The sequence below is a fragment of the Sphingomonas sp. MM-1 genome, assembly GCF_000347675.2.
GTDB classification, from domain to species: Bacteria; Pseudomonadota; Alphaproteobacteria; order Sphingomonadales; family Sphingomonadaceae; genus Sphingomonas_E; species Sphingomonas_E fennica.
Map to the genome: position 1 here is coordinate 55024 of NC_020561.1, position 21685 is coordinate 76708.

18 protein-coding genes and 1 pseudogene are annotated in these 21685 nt (G+C 67.8%); 16 read left to right on the forward strand and 3 right to left on the reverse strand.

Translation table 11 applies throughout. The features are described 5' to 3' along the window. The first annotated feature begins 128 nt into the window (after positions 1 to 128). Positions 129 to 3102: pseudogene (locus G432_RS00295) on the forward strand (Tn3 family transposase). Between the two features lie 253 nt (positions 3103 to 3355). Here G432_RS00295 and G432_RS00300 read toward each other — a convergent pair. Further along, positions 3356 to 5359 carry a TonB-dependent receptor gene (locus G432_RS00300; protein ID WP_015456805.1) on the reverse strand — a complete coding sequence of 668 codons (2004 nt, stop codon included), beginning with the start codon at positions 5357 to 5359 and terminating at the stop codon, positions 3356 to 3358. Positions 5360 to 5667: 308 nt separating this feature from the next. Here G432_RS00300 and G432_RS00305 point away from each other — a divergent pair, with 308 nt between their 5' ends. The 15 genes from G432_RS00305 (at position 5668) to G432_RS00380 (ending at position 18844) form a co-directional block, all read left to right on the forward strand. Then, positions 5668 to 6045: a hypothetical protein gene (locus tag G432_RS00305; RefSeq protein ID WP_144061954.1), complete on the forward strand. Its 378-nt coding sequence runs from the start codon at positions 5668 to 5670 to the stop codon at positions 6043 to 6045. Positions 6046 to 6128: 83 nt separating this feature from the next. After that, entirely contained in the window at positions 6129 to 6908 is a 780-nt protein-coding gene (locus G432_RS00310) for a prepilin peptidase (RefSeq protein WP_015456807.1), read from the forward strand. 118 nt (positions 6909 to 7026) lie between these two features. Continuing rightward, positions 7027 to 7872, forward strand: coding sequence for a type II secretion system protein N (locus tag G432_RS00315; RefSeq protein ID WP_015456808.1), 846 nt, complete (start codon positions 7027 to 7029; stop codon positions 7870 to 7872). Further along, a complete protein-coding gene (gene gspD / locus G432_RS00320) occupies positions 7869 to 10067 on the forward strand; it encodes a type II secretion system secretin GspD (protein ID WP_015456809.1) in 2199 nt (732 codons plus the stop codon). Before G432_RS00315 ends, gspD begins: the two co-directional genes overlap by 4 nt. Beyond that, positions 10064 to 11587 (forward strand): type II secretion system ATPase GspE, encoded by a 1524-nt coding sequence (gene gspE / locus G432_RS00325; RefSeq protein ID WP_015456810.1) that lies wholly within the window; start codon positions 10064 to 10066, stop codon positions 11585 to 11587. Before gspD ends, gspE begins: the two co-directional genes overlap by 4 nt. After that, entirely contained in the window at positions 11580 to 12809 is a 1230-nt protein-coding gene (gene gspF, locus G432_RS00330; protein WP_015456811.1) for a type II secretion system inner membrane protein GspF, read from the forward strand. Before gspE ends, gspF begins: the two co-directional genes overlap by 8 nt. Positions 12810 to 12817: 8 nt before the next feature. Next, entirely contained in the window at positions 12818 to 13315 is a 498-nt protein-coding gene (gene gspG, locus G432_RS00335) for a type II secretion system major pseudopilin GspG (protein ID WP_015456812.1), read from the forward strand. A gap of 149 nt (positions 13316 to 13464) precedes the next feature. Further along, positions 13465 to 13908, forward strand: a complete 444-nt coding sequence (locus tag G432_RS00345; RefSeq protein WP_041865018.1) for a GspH/FimT family pseudopilin — start codon at positions 13465 to 13467, stop codon at positions 13906 to 13908. Next, entirely contained in the window at positions 13895 to 14374 is a 480-nt protein-coding gene (gene gspI, locus G432_RS00350; RefSeq protein WP_015456814.1) for a type II secretion system minor pseudopilin GspI, read from the forward strand. The genes G432_RS00345 and gspI overlap by 14 nt, the downstream gene beginning before the upstream one ends. Positions 14375 to 14448: 74 nt before the next feature. Next, positions 14449 to 15081: a type II secretion system minor pseudopilin GspJ gene (gene gspJ, locus G432_RS00355; protein WP_041865020.1), complete on the forward strand. Its 633-nt coding sequence runs from the start codon at positions 14449 to 14451 to the stop codon at positions 15079 to 15081. Continuing rightward, positions 15078 to 16064, forward strand: coding sequence for a type II secretion system minor pseudopilin GspK (gspK, locus tag G432_RS00360; RefSeq protein ID WP_015456816.1), 987 nt, complete (start codon positions 15078 to 15080; stop codon positions 16062 to 16064). Before gspJ ends, gspK begins: the two co-directional genes overlap by 4 nt. After that, a complete protein-coding gene (gene gspL, locus G432_RS00365) occupies positions 16061 to 17161 on the forward strand; it encodes a type II secretion system protein GspL (protein WP_015456817.1) in 1101 nt (366 codons plus the stop codon). The genes gspK and gspL overlap by 4 nt, the downstream gene beginning before the upstream one ends. A gap of 11 nt (positions 17162 to 17172) precedes the next feature. After that, positions 17173 to 17655 carry a type II secretion system protein GspM gene (gene gspM / locus G432_RS00370; RefSeq protein WP_015456818.1) on the forward strand — a complete coding sequence of 161 codons (483 nt, stop codon included), beginning with the start codon at positions 17173 to 17175 and terminating at the stop codon, positions 17653 to 17655. Then, the gene (locus tag G432_RS00375) at positions 17652 to 18371 is read left to right on the forward strand and encodes a type II secretion system protein N (RefSeq protein WP_015456819.1); all 720 of its coding nucleotides are present in this window, start codon (positions 17652 to 17654) and stop codon (positions 18369 to 18371) included. Before gspM ends, G432_RS00375 begins: the two co-directional genes overlap by 4 nt. Then, the gene (locus tag G432_RS00380; protein WP_015456820.1) at positions 18371 to 18844 is read left to right on the forward strand and encodes a hypothetical protein; all 474 of its coding nucleotides are present in this window, start codon (positions 18371 to 18373) and stop codon (positions 18842 to 18844) included. The genes G432_RS00375 and G432_RS00380 overlap by 1 nt, the downstream gene beginning before the upstream one ends. Positions 18845 to 18851: 7 nt before the next feature. On the opposite strand, the gene G432_RS00385 is transcribed toward G432_RS00380, so the two are convergent. Beyond that, entirely contained in the window at positions 18852 to 20495 is a 1644-nt protein-coding gene (locus tag G432_RS00385; protein ID WP_015456821.1) for an MFS transporter, read from the reverse strand. 64 nt (positions 20496 to 20559) lie between these two features. Further along, on the reverse strand, positions 20560 to 21666 hold the full coding sequence (locus G432_RS00390; RefSeq protein ID WP_015456822.1) for a PepSY-associated TM helix domain-containing protein: 1107 nt from the start codon (positions 21664 to 21666) through the stop codon (positions 20560 to 20562). Positions 21667 to 21685: the final 19 nt, after the last annotated feature.

The window sequence follows — 21685 nt, forward strand, 5'->3', positions numbered from 1 at the left end:
TCCTGTCCGTTTTCCCATCATTATCTGATCTTGTCCGAATCGCCGTTATAGGTCCAGAGTTAACGGACATATTCCTGCTGGCCGCCAGAGGACCGTCTGACGGACACGCAAAGCGAAGGAGATGATGCTTGGCGAGACGGCGACTGGTGAGCCTGGAAATCTGGGCGAGGCATTATGGCGCGCCGCTCGATGAGCGCGAGATCGCGCGTCATTATACGCTGACCAGCGACGACCTGGAAATTGTCGGCCGCCGTCGCGGCGATGCCACCCGGCTCGGCTATGCGATGCTCATGCTATATATGAGATGGCCTGGCCGTGCGCTGGAAGCGGGCGAAGTCCCGCCCGCTCCTGTGCTCGCCTATGTGGCGCAGCAACTCGGCGTCGCGCCGGCAGCCTTCGCGGATTATGCCCATCGGGACCAGACCCGTCGCGAGCATCTCGTCGAAATCCGACGATCGCACGGGTTCAGGATTTTTGACCGCAACGCTTTCCGTGAAGTTGTCGCCTTCTCGGTCCCAATCGCGCAGACCATCATACACCCCGGCCAGATGGCAGACGTCATCGTCGATGAACTCCGGCGCCTGCAGATCCTCCTGCCTTCTCCGTCGATTCTCGAAGCGGTGCTGCGGCGGGCGCGCCAGCAAGCCGAACAGCTTACCTATGAAGTGCTCACGAATGGCCTGCTGCCTGACACCCTTCAGGGCCTGGACGATTTGCTGGCCCGACGACCGGGGCAGGTCGCGACATGGCTATCCTGGATGCGCAATGCGCCACAATCGCCGGCAGCGCGCAACATCCTGCGCCTGATCGAACGGCTCGCCTATATCCGCGCGCTGGGCCTCGATCGCGCCCGTGCCGACATGATCCCGGCTTTGACTTTTGACAGGCTGGCGGACGAAGGCAGCCGCATCACACCCCAGCACCTTGGCGAACTCAATGCCCTGCGCCGCCATGCGACGCTGGCGGCAACCGGCATCCGGCTTGAGGAAAGCCTGACCGACGCCACCCTGACGATGTTCGACAAGCTGTTGGGCAGCATGGCGCGGCCTTGTGGAGAGAGCTTTTGGCATTGGGCCCTCGGCGCTGACGGAGGCCAAGACGGTGCGCGAGTTGCAAGGCCACCTCCGGACGCTCACGGGGTCTTGCCGCCTCCTCATCGACGCGCGCAGCAAGGGCGTGGATTCTCTGGCGCAGATCGAGGCGCTGGACTGGCAGCACTTCGCCGTGGCCGTCGAGCAGGCCGAAGTGCTCGGGCGACCGGAAACCGTCGATCGCACCGCCGAATTGATCGAGCGGCATCGGACGGTGAAGCTCTTTGTCGGCGCTTTTCTCAACGCCTTCGAGTTTCGCGGCGCCGGCGCGGTTCAGGGGCTCCTGTCAGCGCTGGCCATCATCGCGGAGCTATATCGGACCGGCAAACGGCGCTTGCCTGATCGCGTGCCGCTACGCTTTGTGCCGCCCGCATGGCGCCCGTTCGTCCTGCGGGATGGCATCGTTGATCGTGCCGCTTATGAACTATGCGCCTTGTCGCAACTACGCGAGCGGTTGCGAGCCGGGGATATATGGGTCGCGGGAAGCCGGCAGTTTCGCGATTTCGACAGCTATCTCATACCGCCGGCGACCTTTGCGGCGCTGCGCGAGAAGGGGCCGTTGCCGCTCGCCATCGAAACGGATTTCGAGCGCCATATCGAGGAACGGCGCACCAGGCTCGACACGGCGATCGAGCAGGTAACGGTCCTTGCACGGCAAGGGGAGCTGCCCCAGGTTAAGCTTGACGAAAACGGTCTCATCATCTCGCCGCTGAAGGCGGCAACACCGCCCGCCACCGAGATTGCCCGTCGCGCCGCCTATGATCGACTGCCGCGCGTGAAGATCACCGATCTTCTGCTGGAGGTCGATGCCTGGACCGGGTTCAGCGAATGCTTCATCCATCGTCGTTCGGGCCGGGAAGCCGACGATCGCAATGCGCTGCTCACGGTCATCCTCGCCGATGGCATCAATCTCGGCCTCACACGCATGGCGGAAACCTGCCGGGGCGCAAGTCTGCGTCAGCTCGCCCATCTTCACGACTGGCACATCAGCGAAGCCGCCTATGGCGAAGCGTTGGGAAGGCTGATCGACGCCCATCGCGCCATGCCGCTCGCCGCGCTGTGGGGAGACGGCACCACTTCGTCGAGCGACGGACAGCAATTTCATGCCGGGGGCCGTGGGGCCGCGATCGGCGACATCAACGCGCGCAGCGGCAACGAACCAGGCGTTGCCTTCTACACCCATGTCTCGGATCGATATGACCCCTTCGCAAGTCGGGTGATCGCGGCGACCGCTGGCGAAGCGCCCTATGTGCTGGATGGCTTGCTGTATCACCAGACCGGCCTGACGATCGAGGAGCACTACACCGATACGGGCGGGGCATCGGACCATGTGTTCGGCCTCATGCCCTTCTTCGGCTACCGCTTCGCGCCGCGCCTGCGCGACATCAAGGAGCGTCGTTTACACCTCCTTCCCGGCCAAGAATCCGGCCCCTTGCTTGCCGGCATGACGGCCGAACCGATCGCATTGGGTCATGTCGCGGCGCATTGGGACGAACTGCTGCGGTTCGCCACGTCGATCCGCACCGGCACCGTCACTGCTTCGGCAATGCTGCGCCGCTTGTCCGCCTATCCGCGACAGAACGGACTGGCCCTCGCACTACGCGAGCTGGGCCGCCTCGAACGCTCCATTTTCATGCTCGACTGGCTGCGCGACATCGACCTGCGCCGGCGCACCCAGGCGGGCCTCAACAAAGGCGAAGCCCGCAACGCGCTCGCCCGCGCGCTCTTCTTCAACCAGCTCGGCGAACTGCGCGATCGTCGGTTCGAGAACCAGACCTATCGCGCCTCCGGCCTCAACCTGCTCGTCGCCGCCATCATCTTGTGGAACACTCGCTATCTCGAAATGGCGCTGGCGGACATCGGCACAGCCGACGAAATCGCACGCCACATCGCGCCATTGGGCTGGGAGCATATCTCGCTGACCGGTGACTATAGCTGGAATGTTGAAGATCAACCCGATCCGGACGCCTTGCGACCGCTGCGCGCCGTCAACTCCCTACTTGCCGCGTGACGTTCGCTATCCGTTCGCCCTTTCCGTGCAGATACGTCACTTTCGTGTAGTCACCCCCAAAAGCGCTTGCCGGCTACGGGTTTGGAGAGCCCATTGGCACGGAGCGTGAGCACAACGCCCCGTTTGCAAGCAGCGCCGGATGATGGCGAGCACACTGGCAGATAATTCGAGCAGGACGCTCCCCGCCAGTGGCAGAAAGCGTGAGCAGGAAATCAGGCTGTTTGCGAGCACACGCCGCTATGATTGCAAGCGCCTACAGGTAGGAGATGCTGCCGTCGACGCCGTATTTCTCGACCTTGCCGAGGTTCCGGTAGATCGTGACATTCTGTTCGAAGTCATAGGACGAAGCCAGGCGGTTCTTGTAGTTCGTATACCAGCCGGAGAGCTGGGCCTGGATCTTGCCCGACGTGTAACGGACGCCGAGGTCGAAATTGTCTGTCGTTTCCGGCGAGGGATCGGCGGCGTCGGTGCCCGGCGCATACCAGAAGGACTGGTAGAGGTTGTCCGTGCCCGGAACCTGAACACCCTTCGAATAATTACCGAAGACGCTGAATTTCGGCATCACGTTGAACACGACGCCGGCGGTCGGCAGCAGCTTGTCATAATTGAAGACGCGCTTCTGCGGGCGGGCGAAGTTCGGGTTGGCCGCCGCATAGGCATCTTCGGCCGCGTCGTTGCCGCGCATGCAATCCACGAAGCCGCTGTTGCTGCTGGTGAAGCAATATTGGTTCAGGTTGCGCTTGAAGAAGGGTGCGCGCAGGCCGGCATTGACGGTCAGGCGTTCATCGAAGAACTCGCCGCGATATTCGCCCGAGACCTGGTGCAGGATCGCATAGGACAGGCGATCGCGCTTCTGCAGGCGGTTGCCGTCCGATCCCAGCACGGGATTGTCGACCGGGAATACGTCGATCGCATTGCCGTAGGCGTCGAGGAAGCCGACTTCGCCGGTCTGGCGATGGCGGCCGCGATCGTAGCTGTAGGCAAGGCGGACGGTGTTATGATCGTCGATGTCATAGCGCAGCGAGGCGATCAAGCCGAGGCGATCCGTCTTGGTCTGGCTGGGGGCCAGCATGCGGACGGTATCCAGCGTATCGCCATCGCCGTTCAGGTCGGCGCCGACATAGGGCTTGCCGCCGAAATAGCCGGGGAAGAACTGGTCGCCGATCTTGAATGCCGACTCGATGGCTTCCACCGTGCCGCCGCCATTGGCCTTGGTATATTGGTAGCTGGGATCGACGGTCAGGACGAGGCCGTCGCTGAGCGTGAAGCGCGAGCTCAGGCGGATATTGCCCGTGTCGGACGGATTGAACCGATATTCGTAGAGCGAGCCGCAGCTGTTGGCGGTATCCTTCACGCCCGGCGTGGCCGGCGTGACGGTGCAGCGGGCGACTTCATAGAAGCGCTCGTCCTTGGTGATCGGGAAGCGGTTGCTGGAAGCCGATCCGACGACCCGGCCGCCCGCGACATCGGTGCGCAGGGGAACCGAACCGAAGAAGTTGTTGCGGTTCTGGTTCCAGTGGCCGGCGAGCGACACGAAATCGCCATTGTCGCCGACCGGCTGGTAGATCTTGAAGTTATACTGCTGCTTGTCGACCTTGCCGTAGCCGCCATAGATCGCATTGTTGGTCGCGCTGCTGGCGGAGAACCAGGCGCGGGTGCCGAACGAGGTGAATTCGCCGGTGTCGACCAGGCCGAACACGCGGAAGAAATCATATTCGCCGACCGAGCTGACCACCTTCACGCCGAAATCCTGGGAAGGATTGCGCGAACGCAGGTTCACCGTGCTGCCCGAGGCGGCGGCGGTGGGGCTGTCCACGTCGGTGGTGCCGAGGTTGACGTTCACCTGATCGATCAGCTCGGGGTCGATCTGCTGGTTCGAATAGAGCGCATAGCCGCCCGTGTCGTTCAGCGGCAGGCCGTCGAACGTCTGCGAGATGCGCGTGTTGTCGAAGCCGCGGATCGACATCTTGCCGCCGGCCGAGCCGAACGGATCGTTGTTCTGGAAGCTGACGCCGGGAACCAGGTTGATGATGTCGTTCACCGACTGGCCGGGCACCTGATGGGCGATGATCTCCTGGGTGAGGACGACCTTGGCCTTGGGCGTATCGGGCGTGTTCACGCCAGCGACGGCCTTGGGGCCGGCGACGCCGGTGACGACGATTTCCTGATTCTCGAAGTCGATCGAGCCCGTGGACTGGGCGTAAGCGGCGGGCGCCGCCAGAGCTGCAACGGCGCAGCCCAGCAGTAACTTTTTCACTTCATATCCCCTTTTTAGCGGATGGCGTGCCAATGGCCTCCCCTCATGACGCGCCGGAGAAATCTGCATGGCTCCCGAGTGACGGTTGCATGACGTTATTGTTTCACCTGCCTTTGCGGCGGTGCATCATGCGCCGATAGGCGAGATTTTCTGCGAATCCAAGATGTCCCGCAGCAACTCATCGCGATTGGTGTGCGGCTGCGAAACGACTGCTTGCAAAGAGCGAAATCGCCGGATGCGGCCGGTTGTGGCCGTGTCATATCCGTGTAACATTCATCTCTATAATTAATCGGTTTTGCTTGGAGGAGATGATGCGCGGTCTTGGGTTGATGTCGCTGGCGTTGATCGCCATTCCTGCCGCCGCCCACAGCCAGCCGGCCCCGCGTGTGGAGACGGGCTATGAAGTCGGCGCGCTCGGCCTGGCGGCGATCGACCGGGGCGACTGGACTGCGGCCGAGCGGCAGCTTGGCGCGATGCGCGGCGTTTCCGCTGACGATCCTGCCCGCCTGATCAACCTCGGCCGCGTCTATGCGGCCACGGGGCGGCCCGAGCTGGCCGCCGAAAGCTGGCGGCAGGCGCTGCGCTCGCGCCATCATTATGAGGTCACGCTGGGTGACGGCACCGTCACCACGACCGACAAGGTCGCCCGCGCGGCGCTGGCGCAGGTGAGCTTCGTTTCGCGCTGACCCTTTGGCGCGGAAATCGGTTGGGCTGCCGCGCCGCGCTGTAATAGGCGTGGCGCGATGATTCGGCTTTTCGCGCCCCTGCCATGATCCTGCCCGATCCGATCGGGGCGGGGTGGGGCATGTCCTGGATATTGCCGGCGCTGGGCGCGATTCTGGGCCTTGTCGCCGGCAGCTTCCTCGCGGCCCTGGCGCTGCGCTGGCCGCGCGGTCAATCGGTGATGCGGGGGCGATCGGCCTGCGACGCCTGCGGCCACCGGCTTGGCGCCGTCGATCTGCTGCCCGTGTTCGGCCACCTCCTGCGGCGGGGGCGTTGCGCCTATTGCGGCGCGCCTATCGATCGCCGCCATCTGCTGATCGAACTCGCCTGCGGGGGCGTCGGCCTGGTATCCTTGCTGGCCGCGCCGGGGCTGGAGGGGCTGTGCGGCGCCATGTTCGGCTGGCTGCTGGTCGCGCTCATCGCGCTGGATGTCGATCATTTCTGGCTGCCGGACGAATTGGTCGCGGCGCTGGCCGTCGTCGGCGTGGGCGCCGGCCTTGCGGGAATCGCCCCGCCGATGGCGGATCGGCTGATCGGCGGGCTGGCCGGGTTCGCGGGGCTGGCGGTGATCGCGATCCTCTATCGCGTCACGCGGGGCCGCACCGGCATGGGTGGCGGCGATCCCAAATTGCTGGGGGCGATCGGCCTGACCTTGGGCTGGCAGGCGCTGCCGCTGGTGCTGCTGGGCGGTGCATCGGTCGGCCTCGCGCTGCTGGGCGTCCGCCGGCTTCGCGGCGACAGCATCCGGGCCGATCAGGAGGTGCCGTTGGGCGCCCTGATGGCAGTCGTCGCATGGCCGCTGTGGCTCGTCGCGGCCATGGCTTGACGAGGCTGGTGACAAATCCTCAACAATGCCCGGCTAGGACGGGTGAAGCCCGTGGTTAACAGCACGTCACGGACCTGTCATAATGCAGCGCTAGCGGGCGGCGCAGGGGTGGTATTTGATGCAATTGTCTTTCGATCGGCGCGCCCAACGCCTGCTGCGCCGATTGCCGCGTTACTCGGCCTATAATATCGCGGAAATCCTGCTGCTTGCCCTGCTGGCGGTGCAGGGTGCGCGCCTGCTTTATGCGGTGGTGACGCCGGTCGGCCCGGTCGGCGGCTGGCGCGCGGCGGACCGGGCCGTGGGGGCGCCTGTTTCGATCCTCGGCGCATTCGATCCTTTTTTCCGTCTCGCCGATACGCAGGGGCCGGTGGCGGTCACGGCACTGGACATCAAATTGTTCGGCACGCGGGCCGATCAGGCGTCCGGCCGCGGATCGGCGATCATCGGCCTGCCGGACGGCAGCCAGGCGAGCTTCGCCGTGGGCGAGGAGATATTGCCGGGCGTCACGCTGAAGGCGGTCGGGTTCGACAATATCACCGTGCAGCGCGGAGGAACGGACGAGATGGTCTATCTCGACCAGTCCACCCCGGCGGAAGCCGTGGCCCAGGCCGGGGCGGAGGGAGCGGGCGGCATCCCGAGCCCGGCGGTGGCCGCTGGCGACAATTATGACGCCAAGGGCCCGACGCCCGCGCCCCTGCCGCTGATGGACGAAACCGCCGCCACGCCGCGCCTGCGCAACGGCGCGGTCGATGGCGTGGTGCTGCAGCCCAAGGGCGGCGGCAACGCCTTTCGCGCGGCGGGTTTCCAGCCCGGCGACGTGCTGATGTCGGTGGATGGCCAGCCCGTTTCCGATGCCGGCGGTGCCGCGCGGCTGCAATCGCGCCTCCAGCAGGGAGGTGATATTCCGGTGGAAGTTGAACGGGGCGGGCGCATCGTCTCCCTGCGGGTGAAGGCTGGTCAATGAAGCGTCTGGTTCTCGTCTCGGCGCTCGCGCTCGCTCTGGCCTCGCCGGGGGCGGCCCAGCAGATGCTCAACCTGCGCGATGCCGATATCCGCGCCTTCATCCAGGATGCCGCCCGCGTCACGGGCCGCACCTTCATCATCGATCCCCGCGTGCAGGGGAAGGTATCGGTGGTGACGGACCGGCCCTTGTCCCGCACCGAATATCTCGATGTTTTCCTCTCCACGCTGCGCGCCAACGGGCTGGTCGCGGTGCCGACGTCCGGGGGCGCGTTCCGCGTCCAGCCGGCCGATACCGCCGCCGCCCAGCCGGGCCGGGTGGGCACGCGGGGCACGTCCAGCAACAGCTTCGTGACCGAGGTTTTCCGCCTCCAGACGATCGATGCCGCATCGGCGATGGAAACGATCCGCCCGCTCGTCAGCCGCGAGGGATCGGTTACCGCCAATCGCACCGGCAACGCCGTGGTCGTCGCCGACTTCGCCGACAATATCCGCCGCATCCGCGAACTGATCGACCGCATCGATCGCGATGCCGCCACCACCCGGGTGATCGCGCTGCGCAATGCCGGCGCGCGGGAAATCGCCCAGTCGCTGCAGGCCCTGGCCGGGGCACCGCGCGCGGGCGGTGGTGGCGGGGACGGTGCTGCCGCCGCACCTGCCGGGCCGGGCGTGTCCGTCGTCGCGATCGACAGCTCCAACTCGATTGCGTTGCGCGGCGATCCGCGCACGGTGGCGCGCCTCGCGCAGATCGCCGAGGATCTGGACCGGCGGGCGGCGACGGGCAGCGAGATCCGCGTGATCTTCCTGGAACATGCCGATGCGGCGCAGCTCCTGCCGGTTCTCCAGCAGCTTGTCGGCCAGCCGGTGACGCCGGCTTCCTCCTCGACCACGCCGTCGCGCGGCCGTTCCGGCGGCGGCAGGAACGGCGGCAACAACGCCCCTGCCGAAGTGGTGGAAGCGGTGGCCCCCGCCACATCCAGCGCCGCGCCTGTGGGACGCGGCCAGCCGGTCATCGCGCGCTTCGAAGGCGCGAACGCGATCGTGGTTTCCGCGCCCAGCGACATGCAGCGCACACTGGGCGAGGTGATCCGCCAGCTCGATACCCGGCGCGAGCAGGTGCTGGTCGAAGCGATCATCGTCGAGATTTCGGACAATGCCGCCCGCAAGCTGGGCGTGCAGTTCCTGCTGGGCGGGCTGGAGGGCAGCGCCATCCCCTTCGCCGCGACCAATTATTCCAATACCGCGCCCAACCTGCTGACCATTGCCGGCGCCATCGGCGCGCGGGAACTGAACACCACGACGACCACCACCGATAACGGCACGACCACCACGACCACCAACAGCGGCGGCGTGGCCGATCAGCTCGCGCAGGCGGCCGTCGCCTCGATCCTGGGGGCGGGCGGCGGCTTCTTCGGGTTGGGCGGTAAGACCGACAACGGCACCATCTTCGGCGCGATCGTCAATGCGGTGCGATCGGATACGGAATCGAACATCCTGTCGACGCCGTCGGTGATGACGCTGGACAATCAGGAAGCGAAGCTGCTGGTCGGCCAGGAAATCCCCGTCACCACCGGCCAGGCGCTCAGCAACAATTTCGACAATGCCTTCCGCACGGTGCAGCGGCAGAATGTCGGCGTGCAGCTGGAGGTGAAGCCCCAGATCAACGCGGGCGGCGCGATCAAGCTGTTCCTGCGGCAGGAGGTGAGCTCGATCGCCGGGCCGGTCTCCAACGACAATAGCGAGCTGATCCTCAACAAGCGCGAGATCGAGACCACCGTCACCGTCGACGATGGCGAGATCATCGCGCTGGGCGGCCTGCTGGACGACAATGAGCGCAAGACGATCGAGCGGATTCCGCTGCTGAGCGACATTCCCGGCATCGGCGAGCTGTTCAAATCCCGATCGCGTTCGCGCACCAAGACCAACCTGATGGTCTTCATCCGCCCGCGCATCGTGCGCAGCGCCGAGGATGCCCGCATCGTCGCCGCGCAGCGCTACGGCTATATCCGCGACATGCAGGCCGCCCAGCGGCCCGAGCGCGAGCCGACCATCGACGAGATGGTGCGCGGCTATATGGGGGCGGAGCCGCCGGCGCCGGGCGCGGTTCCGGCCCAGCCCGAGATCATAACGCCGTCCGTCCGCTCCTCGCGCGAAGTGGTGCGGCCCGTGCCGGTGCCGCCGTCGAAGGACGAGCAATGAGGATCGCGCGTGGCGATCAGCCGGCGGAGGGGGGCATTGGCCCCGCGGCCGCCGGCATCGCCATCCCCTACGCCTTCGCGCGCCGTTTCGGCGTGGCCCTGATGGCGGGCGAGGACGTGACCGTGGCGCTCCGCGAGGGCGGCGATCCGCGCGCGCTGATCGAGCTTCGGCGCAGCTTCGGCCGGCCTTTCGGCGTGGAGAAGGTCTCCGCCGACCGGTTCGACCGCATCCTTTCCGAAGCCTATGCCATGGACGGGCAGGCGGCCGCCGATGCCGCCGGATCGCTCGGGCTGGGCGACGAGCTGGCGATGCTGGCCACCGACCTGCCGACCGCCGACGACCTGCTCGATTCGGCGGACGATGCGCCGGCCATCCGCCTCATTAACGGCATCATCGCCGATGCCGCGCGGCAGGGCGTCTCCGACATCCATATCGAGCCATATGAAACCGGCCTGATCGTGCGCATGCGGATCGATGGCGTGCTGCGCGAGACGCTGCGCATGCCGCCGCACGTCGCGCCCGTGGTCGTCAGCCGCATCAAGGTGATGGCCCGCCTCGACATCGCCGAACGCCGCGTGCCGCAGGATGGCCGCATCGGCCTTACACTGGGCGGCAAGCTGCTGGACGTGCGCGTTTCCACCTTGCCCAGCCGGGCGGGCGAGCGGGTGGTGCTGCGTATCCTCGACAAGGAGAATGCCGGGATCGAGCTGGACGTGCTGGGCATGCCGCCGGCTATCCTCGCTGCGTTCCGGGATGCCATCGGCGAGCCCAACGGCATCATCCTCGTCACCGGACCGACCGGATCGGGCAAGACGACGACGCTCTATGCCGGCCTGCGCCTGCTGAACGACGGCAGCCGCAACATCCTGACGGTGGAAGACCCGGTCGAATATGCGATCGAGGGCGTCGGCCAGACGCAGGTCAACGCCAAGGTCGGCCTGACCTTCGCCGCCGGCCTGCGCGCCATCCTGCGCCAGGACCCGGACGTGGTGATGATCGGCGAGATCCGCGATCGCGAGACGGCGGAGATCGCCGTCCAGGCCTCGCTCACCGGCCATCTCGTGCTTTCTACCGTCCACACCAACGATGCGGTCGGCGCCATCACCCGCATGCGGGACATGAAGGTGGAGCCTTTCCTGCTCGCCTCCACCCTGCGCGCCGTGATCGCCCAGCGGCTGGTGCGGCGGCTCTGCCCGGTCTGCCGTCATGCCGTCGAGGCGCCGGCCTCGATCGCGGCGCTGCTGGGGATCGCGCCGGGCACGGTGATCCATGAGGCGAAGGGCTGCGATGCGTGCAGCCATACCGGCTATAAGGGGCGCATCGGCGTCTATGAGGCGGTGCGCATCGACGATGCGATACGCGGCCTCATCAACGCGGGTGGCGACGAGACGGCGATCTCCGCCCATGCCTTCCGCAACGCGCCGACATTGACGGCGGCCGCCCGCGCGCTGGTGCTGGAAGGGCGGACCACGGCCGAGGAAGCGGTGCGCATCACCCGGCGCGAGGCGATCGATGCCTAATTATGATTATGTCGCGCTGGATACCGGCGGGCGGGAACGCCGGGGCAGCGTGCGCGCCGATACGCCGAACGAGGGCCGCGCCAAGCTGGAGGCGCGCAAGCTCTATGTCGTCAGGATCGAGCAGGGATCGGAGACCGCGCCCGCGCCGTCGCTCCTGTCGCGGGCCGGCGCGCCCGCGCTGAAGCGCCGGCTCTCGGCCAAGCAGCTCACCCTTTTCACGCGCCAGGTCGCCACCCTGGCGCAGGTCGCCCCGCTGGAGGAGGCGCTCCGCACCATCGCCCGGCAGGCGGAGCAGCCGCATGTCCGTCGCGTGCTGGAAAATGTCCATGCCGGGGTGGTGGAAGGCCGGCGCCTTTCCGATTCCATGGCGCGCGAGCCCAGGAGCTTTCCGCCGCTCTACCGCGCGATGGTGGCGGCGGGCGAAAGCTCGGGCAGCCTGCCCACCATCCTCGATCGCCTGTCCGATCTCCTGGAACGGCAGGCGGCGGTGCGCGCCAAGGTGATGACGGCGCTGGCTTATCCCACCATCCTCGCGCTGGTGGCGGTGGGCGTGGTGTTCGCCCTCATGGTGTTCGTGGTGCCGCAGGTCGTCGCCCAGTTCGACAGCGTCGGGCAGGATCTGCCGCTGCTCACCCGCATCGTCATCGGCATCTCCAACTTCCTGCGCAACTGGTGGTGGGCGCTGGCCATCCTTATCGCGGGCCTTGGCGTTCTCGGCTGGCGCGGCCTCCGGGAGCCGCATATCCGCATGGCGGTGGATCGTTCGATCCTCCGCATCCCGCTGATCGGCCGGCTGGTCCGCGATCTCCACGCCGCCCGCATGGCCCGCACGCTTTCCACCATGGTTTCGAGCCGGCTGCCCCTGCTGGAGGGGCTTACGCTGACGACCGGCACGATCCACAACCGCGCGCTGCGCGCCGCGTCTGCCGATATCGTCGAGGCGATCCGGGGCGGCGGCAGCCTTTCGGTGGCGCTCCGTCGGGCGGGCGTGTTCCCGCCGCTGCTCGTCTACATGACCGCCTCGGGCGAGGCCGCCGGCAAGCTCGATATCATGCTGGAACGGGCGGCCGACTATCTGGAACGCGAATTCGATGCCTTTACCAGCGCCGCGCTTTCGCTGCTGGAACCGGCCATCATCGTGCTGATGGGCGGAATCGTCGCTATAATCGTTCTGTCCATTCTCCTTCCCATTCTTCAGCTCGATACGCTTGCGGGCGCATGAGGACATCCATGGAAATTCTCGAACAGACCGCCAAGACGCGCCGCCGGCGCCGGGACCGGCGGGAACACGGCTCCGCTTCTCCGAGGCGTTCCGCCGAACACGGCTTCACGCTTGTGGAACTGATGGTGGTGATCGTCATCATCGGCCTGCTCACCACCATCGTCGCGATCAACGTGCTGCCCAGCGGCGACAAGGCCCGCGTGGAAAAGGCGAAGGCCGATATCTCCCTGCTGGAACAGGCGATGGAGATGTATCGCCTCGATAATCTGACCTATCCGGGCACGGCCGATGGCCTGCAGGCGCTGGTTGCGCCGCCGGCATCGCTCACCCGGCCGGAACGCTATCGCCGGGGCGGCTATGTGAAGAAGCTGCCGGAAGACCCTTGGGGCAATCCCTATCAATATGCCTCGCCCGGCCAGCACGGCGCGTTCGACATCTTCAGCTACGGCGCCGACGGCCGCGAAGGCGGCGAGGGCGACGATGCCGATATCGGCAACTGGAAATAGGCCAGCGCCCGGAGAGCATTCAAGTGAGCCGCGCCGTTGAGCATGGCGCTCGCAAGCGCCTCGCCGAACACGGCTTCGCGTCCCCGCGGCGTTCCGCCGAACACGGGTTCAGGTCCCTGCGGCGTTCTGCCGAACACGGCTTCACGCCTGTGAGGCGTTCCGCCGAACATGGCTTCACGCTTGTCGAGCTGATGGTGGTGATCGCGATCATCGGCATTTTGACCGGGGCGGTGGTGCTGGCCATGCCCGATCCGCGTGGCGACCTGCGCGATCAGGCGGAGCGGTTCGCCGCCCGTGTCCGCGCCGCGCAGGATGCCGCCGTGATCGAGGCGCACGAGATGGCGCTGTGGGTGACGGCCGACGGCTATGGCTTCGAACGGCGCGAACGGCGCGGCTGGCGGCGGCTGGATGAAAGGCCGTTCGACGATCGCGATTGGGAAGGGGCGCAGGCCATCGTCGGCGATGCCGGCCGCGCCCGCGTGATCTTCGACACCACCGGCCTTTCCGAGCCGCTCGATCTCGCGCTGGTGCGCAACGGCACGCGGGTGACGGTGCATATCGACGCCGACGGGACGATCGATGTCGGCTCCTGATCGCCACGGCGCCGCCGAACACGGCTTCATGTCTTCTAGGCGTTCCGCCGAACGCGGCTTCGCGTCCCAGCGGCGTTCCGCCGAACACGGCTTCACGTTCCCGCGGCGTTCCGCCGAATACGGCTTCACGCTGATCGAGCTGATGGTCGCGCTGGCGGTGTTCAGCATCGCGGCGCTTGCCCTGCTGCGGCTGGAGGGCGCGACGCTCACCAGCACGGGGGTGCTTGCGGACCGCACGATCGGCCAGATCGTCGCGCGCAACCTAGCGGTGGAGGCCTTGACCGATCCCGTCGCGCCGTCGTTCGGCGAAGCGCGCGGGCGGGAGGAGAATGGCGGCCGCAAATGGACGTGGACGCGCCGCTCCGTCCGCGCCACCGATCTCAACCTTCAGCAGATCGACATTGCCGTCACCGACGATGCCGGCCGCCCGGCGGGCTCGCTCACCGTGTTCAGGGCGCTGCAATGACCCGCCCAGCGCCCAGGGGAGAACACGGCTTCAGGCCCGTGATGCGTTCCGCCGAACACGGCTTCACTTCCTTGATGCGCTCCGCCGAACACGGCTTCGCGTCCCTGCGGCGTTCCGCCGAACACGGCTTCACGCTTGTCGAGCTGATGATCTCGCTGCTGATCTTCGGGCTGCTCGCCTCGGCCGGGGTGGCGCTGCTGGGCTTCAGCGTGCGGGCGCAGGAGGCATCGCGCGAGCGGCTGGGCGAGATTGCCGCGATCCGCCGCGTCGGTGCCATCATGACGTCCGATCTCGCGCAGGCGGCGCCGCGCATGGTGCGGGACGAGGGCGGCGTCCGCCAGGTCGCCTTCACCGGCGAAGGCGGCGGCCCCGGCGCCGTCGCGCTCGGCTTCGTCCGGCGGGGCTGGAGCAACGGCGGATCGGCGGCGCGCGCCTCGCTCCAGCGCGTCGAATATCGCCTGGTCGACGACCGGATCGAACGGCTGACCTGGCCGATGCTCGATGGCGCGCAGCCTTCCCGGCCGGGCACCGTCATCCGAGGCGTGAAGTCGCTCACCATGCGCTACCGCCGCAAGGGCGAATGGCGCGATCGCTGGGACCCGGAGCGGCCCGAGGCGATGCCGGACGCCGTGGAAGCGGTGATCGATATCGAAGGGATCGGCCCCGTCCGCCAGCTCTTCCTCACCGGCACGGGGAACGGGCCGTGAAGGAGCGGGGGCATGCCGAACGCGGCGGGGCGCTGCTCACCGTGCTGTTGCTGGTGGCGGTGATATCGGTGCTGGCCGTCGCGGCGCTGGAGCAGCTTCGCCTATCCACCCGGCTTGCCGCCAACGGCGCCGCGATCGATCAGGCGCGCGCTTATGCGCTGGCGGCCGAGGCGATGACGCTCGATCGCATGGGCGTGCTGGCGGGGCGCGATACGGGCAAGACCACGCTGGCCGGCGGCTGGAACGGGCGGGCCTTTGCGGTGCCGCTGCCGGAAGGGATCGTTTCGGCTACTCTGTTCGACGGCGGCAATTGCTTCAACCTCAACAGCGTCGCCGAAGGCTTGCTGGCCGGCGATTATGCGCCGCGTGAGCTTGGCATCCGCCAGTTCATCGCGCTGATGGAAGCGCTGGGCATCGATCCCACCGATTCGCGCCGCGTCGCCGCCTCGCTCGCCGACTGGATCGATGCCGATGCGGCTCCCAATCCCGATGGGGCGGAGGATGATTTCTACCTCCAGTCGGCGACGCCCTATCGCGCCGCCAACACCCTGCTGGGCGACGTCAGCGAGCTGCGCGCGGTCGCCGGCGTCACGCCCGAAATCTATCGGCTGCTCCGCCCATGGGTGTGCGTGCTGCCCAATACCGATCTTTCGCCGATCAACATCAACACGCTTGCCATGGATCAGGCCCCGCTCATCGCCATGCTGATGCCCCAACGGATCGATCTCAACCGCGCGCGCCAGATCCTCGCCCAGCGCCCGGCCGATGGCTGGAACAGCTCGGTCGATTTCTGGAACCTCTTCACCGCCCGCGGCGATACGCCGGACATGGAGGCAATGAGCCAGGTTTCGCTCCGCACCCGCTGGTTCCGGCTGGAGCTTGACGTGGAAATCGGTGGCGCGCAGTTGAGCGAGACGGCGCTGATCGACGGGGCATTGGCGCCCGCGCGGATCGTGGCGCGCAGCTGGGGGAGCGACGAATGAGCGACGATCGCTACCTGCTGCTCTTCCCCGGCGACGAGGGCGCGCTGCTGGGCGGCTGGCTGCGGATCGCCGGTGGCGCCGTCGTCGGCCGTGGGCGCGATATCCCGGCCGTGGGGGAGGGGGAGGACGAGCGGATCGTCGCGGTGGCGCCCGGCCCCGACGTCACCGTCCACTGGCTCGACCTGCCGAACCTTTCGCAGGCGCAGGCTGCCGCCGCCGCCAGGCTTGCCGCCGCAGATGTCGCGGCCGAGCCGGTCGATCGCCTCCACATCGCGGTCGGCCCGGCCGGCGAGGATGGCGCGCGGGCGATGGCGCTGGTTTCGGGATCGCGGATGGCGGCCTGGGTGGCGGGGCTGCAATCGCTCGCGCTCGATCCCGATCATGTGGTGCCCGAAACCCTGCTGATCCCGCCGGCCGCCGAAGGCGCGCGGCGCTGGGCGCGGGGTGATCTCCACCTGGTGCGGGGCGACCGCATCGCCTTCGCGGCCGAAAGCGTCGTTGCCGATGCGCTCGTCGATGGCCCGGTGGAGGAACTGGACGACGCGGCGGTCGAGGCGGGGCTGGCCGGCGCGCTGGCCGCCATTCCGGTCGATTTGAGGCAGGGGGCCTTCGCCAAGCGGCGTCCCTGGGCCGTGGACTGGAAATCGCTGCGGCGCATGGCCTGGATGGTGGCGGGGCTTTGCCTGCTGACCCTGCTGATCCAGGGCGCGCTGATCCTGCGCTACACGGTCGCGGCCGATGCGGTGGAGCGCGAAACCGGCGTGATCGCGGCCAAGGCCCTTCCCCGCGCGGGCCGCATCGTCAATGCCCGCGCCCAGCTTGCCGAGCGGCTGGCCGAATTGCGCGGCGCCGGCATGGGCTTCGGCGCCACGGCCGCCGCCTTGTTCTCGGCGGTGCGCGATACCGCGAATATCGAGCTTTCATCGCTCCGCTACGATCGCGACGGCAGCCTGCGGGCGACGGTGGAGGCGAGCGCTGCCAGCGACATCGCCGCCCTGCAGCAGCGCATCGCCGCGCAAGGCTTCACGGCGGATGCCGGCGAGCCGCGATCGGGCGGCGGCCGGCAGATCGCCGAGCTGACGGTGCGCGGCCAATGAGAAGAAGCCCGATGATCGAACGTTTCCGTCCCTGGTGGAGCCAGCGTTCCCAGCGTGAGCGCATCATGCTCGCGGTGATGGCGGGCCTGCTGCTGCTTACGCTTGGCTGGCTGCTGCTCGTCCGGCCGATGGGCGATGCGCTGGCCGATTCCCGCGCGCGTTACGATCGCGCCGTCACCGCCCGTGGCGAGGCGCAGGTGCAGGCCGATGCGATCGCCGCGTTGGAACGGGGGAAGCCGAAGGCGCTGCCGGCCCCGATCGACAAGTGGATCGGCCAGCGAGCGGGGGAGGCGGGCTTCACCGTCGCCCGCGTCGATCCGGTCAGCGCGGCGCAGGCGACGGTCGTGATCAACGCGGTGCGCCCGCAGGCCTTCTTCGCCTGGCTCGCCGATATGGAGCGGCGGGACGGGCTGGTGGTCGAAGGGCTCAACGCCACCACCAACAATGATGCGACGCTTGCCGTCGAAGCCACGTTGCGGACGCGCGCGCCATGATCCGCCTTCCCGTCCGTCGCGTCGTCCTGTTCCTGGCGCTGCTCGTGCTGGCCCTGATCGCGCTTTTCCCGATGCGGATCATGCTGGGGGCGATGGGGCTGGGCAGCGCGGGCCTTTCGGTGCGCGAGGTGCGGGGCAGCATCTGGTCCGCCCGGCTGGCGGAGGCGCGCTTCGGATCGGCGGAGCTGGGCGACATGAAGGCGCGGCTCAACCTGTTTCCCTTGCTGGTCGGCCGGGCGCGGATCGATCTGGATCGCGCGGAGACGGGCGGCTCCTCCTCGCTCAAGGGTGCGGTCAGCGTCACGCGGCACAGCATCGGCGTGGATGACGTGACGGCGCGCCTGCCCGTGGCCAGGCTTTTCGCGCCGATGCCGGTCGCGGCGCTCGACCTCAGCGATGTCAGCATCCGGTTCCGGCAAGGGGCGTGCGATCGCGCCGATGGCCTCGTCCGCGCGGAAATCCAGGGGGACGTGCCGGGGCTGGCGCTGGCCAACGGGCTCAGCGGCACGGCGCGCTGCGATGGCGACGCCGTGCTGCTGCCGCTCGCCAGCCAGAGCGGCATGGAACGCCTGTCGCTGCGCATCGGCAAGAGTGGCGGCTATACCGCCGATTTCGTCGTCCGGGGCGCCGATCCCGCCACCAGCCGCGCGCTCGAGGCCAACGGCTTCGCCGCCTCGGCCGATGGATTGAAGCTTTCCGTTGCGGGAACATTGTGATGCGTCTTGCCCTGATCGCCCTTCTCGCCACGCTGGCGGGGTGCAGCGGCGCCCAGCCGTCCGCCTCCCGCCGGGCCGCGCCGCCGGCCGCTCCGGTGGATGACGGCATCCCACTCGGCACGCTGCCGCGCCAGCAGCTCGCCGCCGGCCAGTGCGCGCTTTTCCTGTGGAAGGCCGGCAATGAAGCGCGGCTCGTGCTGATGGCGCGGGTCGATCCGCCGATGGCGCGGATCGCGATCGGCGGCCAGCAGATGGACCTTGCCCGCACCAACATCGCCGCCGGGGACGGCGGCAGCATGTTCGCCAACGCGGTCTATAGCGACGGCACCACCACCGTCACGCTCGACGTCAGGCTGGAACAGCGATCGACGCTGCAGGGCGGCGCGGTGGTGACGGACGGATCGCTGCGGCTGGACCGGCCGGACGGAGAAAGCTTCGTCATGCCGGCCGCGGGCCTGCTGGCCTGCCGCTGATCGCCCGTCAGGCGTCCAGCGGTCGGCCCTTCGTCTCCGGCACGAGGAACGCCATCGTCAGCAGGCTGATCGCGGTGAAGATCACCGGATACCAGAGCCCGGCATAGAGATCGCCCGTCATCGCAACGATGGCGAAGGCGGTCACCGGCAGGAAACCGCCCACCCAGCCGGTGCCGACATGGTAGGGCAGCGACATGGCGGTATAGCGGACGCGGGCGGGGAACAATTCAACCAGCATCGCCGCCATCGGGCCATAAAGCGCGGTCGCCGCCACCACGAACAGCAGCAGGATCGCCGCGATGCCGGGCAGGTTCATCCGCGCCGGGTCCGCCTTCAGGGGGTAGCCGCCATCGGCCAGCGCCTTGCGGATCGCGGCGGTCTGTTCGGCCTTCAGCGTCTTCAGCGCATCGGCGCCGAGCCCGGTGCCGTCGGCCGGGCGCAGGCGCGCCTCGCCGATCCGCACCTCGGTCGCCGTGCCGGCGGGCAGATCGGCGCTGCGATAGGGGATGCCGCCGGTAGCCAGCACGCCCTTGGCGATGTCGCACGCGCTGGAGAATTTCGCGGCGCCCACGGGATCGAACTGGACCGAGCAGGTAGCGGGATCGGCGGCGACCACCACCGGCGTCCGCCGCTGCGCCTCCACCAGCGCGGGATTGACGAAGCCGGCCAGCGCATGGAAGGCCGGGAAGAAGGCGACCAGCCCCAGCAGCATGCCGCCCAGCATCACCGGCTTGCGGCCGATCCGGTCGGAAAGCCAGCCGAACAGGACGTAGCAGGGGGCGGACGCCAGCGTCATCGCCATCACCACGATATTCACCGTCGCCGGCGCGACCTGCAGCGATTTTTCCAGGAACACCTGGATATAGAAGAAATAGCAATACCAGACGGCGCCCTGCGCGCACATCACGCCGAAGAAGGCGAGCAGCACCAGCCGCATGTTGCTCCATCGGCCGAACGCCTCGGCCAGCGGCGCGCGCGATATCTCGCCTTCCTCGCGCATCTTCTCGAAGGTAGGGCTTTCGGTCAGCTTCATCCGCATCCAGATGGAGATGGCGAGCAGCCCGGCGGAAACGAGGAACGGCACGCGCCAGCCCCAGGCGGTGAACGCCTCCTCGCCGATCGAGGTGCGGGTCGCCAGCACCACGACCAGCGCGGCGATCAGCCCGAAGGCGGCGGAGGCCTGGATCCAGCTCGTCGAAAAGCCGCGCCGGTCGGAAGGGGAATGTTCCGCCACATAGATGGCCGCGCCGCCATATTCGCCGCCCAGCGCCATGCCCTGGAATATCCGCATCAGGATCAGCAGCGCCGGCGCGATGGCCCCGGCCTGGGCGTGCGTGGGCAGCAGGCCGATCGCGAAGGTGGCGCCGCCCATCAGCGATACGGTGATGAGGAAGGCGCCCTTGCGGCCCAGCCTGTCGCCCATGCTGCCGAACAGGATGGCGCCCAGCGGACGGAAGGCGAAGCCGGCGGCGAACAGGCCAAGCGCCGCGACGAAGCCGGCGGTTTCCGTCAGCCCGGCGAAGAACACCTTGGCGATGACCGGCGCCAGCGCCCCGAAGATGAAGAAATCATACCATTCGAATGCGGTTCCGGCGGCCGATGCCACCACCACCCGCCGCATCGAGGCGCGCTGCCCCGCTAGTCCGCCCATCGACATCCCCACTTTCCGCTTTCCCGCTTCTCTGCGCGAGGTGGAGCGGGGACCGCAAGCCCCATCAAGCCGGCCGCTTGAGCCCTTGCGATACTTTTGTCGCCCTGGGCGGCTGGGCGGGCACCTTCAGGCCGCCCCGGAACCAGAAGGACCATACCGCCAGGCTGCCCAGCAGGGCCAGCGCCAGGCCGGAAACCGTCATCACCAGCCGATAGGGCAGGCCGCCTATCTTGGCGGCGTGCAGGGGATAGAGCGCGTTATAGGCCTTCACCGCCCGCGGGAGCGCGCGGGCATCGCGGGTCCGGACCAGTGCGCCGCTGTCGGCCGCGAACCACAATGTCGTGCGGCCGTTGGGGATCCACTCGTCGGGCTGGCGCATCCGCAGGCTGATGAGGCCGTTGTCGTTGCGCGGCAGCGAAAGGATGCGGAATTCGGCATCGGGATAGAGCGAGCGGGCCGTGTGGATCATCCGGGTCCAGTCTGGATGATCGGCCAGCACCGCCTTGCGCGGCGCGGGCGGCTTCAGCGCGACCTTGATCTGCGCCGGGGCGGAGGGCCCGAGGAATATGCCCGCCAGCGGCTGGAAGACGAGGATCGATCCGGTGACCAGCGATAGCGCGAGGAGGGGGGCCGCCACCACGCCCAGATCGCGATGGTGGCGCACGATCGCGGGACGGCTCAGGCGCTTGGGCAGCAGCCTGAAGGCAAAGGTCTTGCGCGTCCGCCACCACAGGATCGTGCCGGAGATGACGAAGAACAGCCCGCAGACGGCGGCGATGCCGATCACCGTTTCCCCGGTGTCGCCGGCAAACAGATGGTGATGGAAATCGAACAGCCAGATTTCCGGGCGTTGCCATTGGCTGTCCCAGCGGGTGACGATCGTTCCCGCCTGATCGCTATAGGCGCCGGCGTCGCCGGCATAGCTCAGCCGGTTCAGGCCGAAATCGCGCGTGGCGAAGATGATGCTGCGCGGCCGGGTGGCGGGATCGGCCATGATCCGCTCCACGCCGGCCGCGATCGCCTGCGTATCCCACAGCTGGGCGTCGCGGGCGTGCGGCAGCATCACCCACGCATCCTTGTGGACCAGCACGGCCCCGCTGAGACCGAGCAGCGCCAGGAGGAGACCGATCAGTCCCCCAGTCCAACGGTGCAGGCGATCTAGCAGCCGCATGTCTGGCGCATTCCCCGGA

Excerpts from the sequence above, each read along its gene's own strand:
- G432_RS00305 (WP_144061954.1), top strand. The coding sequence starts at position 5,668 with ATGATGCGCGGTCTTGGGTTGATGTCGCTGGCGTTGATCGCCATTCCT.
- G432_RS00310 (WP_015456807.1), top strand. The coding sequence starts at position 6,129 with ATGATCCTGCCCGATCCGATCGGGGCGGGGTGGGGCATGTCCTGGATA.
- G432_RS00315 (WP_015456808.1), top strand. The coding sequence starts at position 7,027 with ATGCAATTGTCTTTCGATCGGCGCGCCCAACGCCTGCTGCGCCGATTG.
- gspD (WP_015456809.1), top strand. The coding sequence starts at position 7,869 with ATGAAGCGTCTGGTTCTCGTCTCGGCGCTCGCGCTCGCTCTGGCCTCG.
- gspE (WP_015456810.1), top strand. The coding sequence starts at position 10,064 with ATGAGGATCGCGCGTGGCGATCAGCCGGCGGAGGGGGGCATTGGCCCC.
- gspF (WP_015456811.1), top strand. The coding sequence starts at position 11,580 with ATGCCTAATTATGATTATGTCGCGCTGGATACCGGCGGGCGGGAACGC.
- gspG (WP_015456812.1), top strand. The coding sequence starts at position 12,818 with ATGGAAATTCTCGAACAGACCGCCAAGACGCGCCGCCGGCGCCGGGAC.
- gspI (WP_015456814.1), top strand. The coding sequence starts at position 13,895 with ATGTCGGCTCCTGATCGCCACGGCGCCGCCGAACACGGCTTCATGTCT.
- gspJ (WP_041865020.1), top strand. The coding sequence starts at position 14,449 with ATGCGCTCCGCCGAACACGGCTTCGCGTCCCTGCGGCGTTCCGCCGAA.
- gspL (WP_015456817.1), top strand. The coding sequence starts at position 16,061 with ATGAGCGACGATCGCTACCTGCTGCTCTTCCCCGGCGACGAGGGCGCG.
- gspM (WP_015456818.1), top strand. The coding sequence starts at position 17,173 with ATGATCGAACGTTTCCGTCCCTGGTGGAGCCAGCGTTCCCAGCGTGAG.
- G432_RS00375 (WP_015456819.1), top strand. The coding sequence starts at position 17,652 with ATGATCCGCCTTCCCGTCCGTCGCGTCGTCCTGTTCCTGGCGCTGCTC.
- G432_RS00380 (WP_015456820.1), top strand. The coding sequence starts at position 18,371 with ATGCGTCTTGCCCTGATCGCCCTTCTCGCCACGCTGGCGGGGTGCAGC.
- G432_RS00385 (WP_015456821.1), bottom strand. The coding sequence starts at position 20,495 with ATGGGCGGACTAGCGGGGCAGCGCGCCTCGATGCGGCGGGTGGTGGTG.
- G432_RS00390 (WP_015456822.1), bottom strand. The coding sequence starts at position 21,666 with ATGCGGCTGCTAGATCGCCTGCACCGTTGGACTGGGGGACTGATCGGT.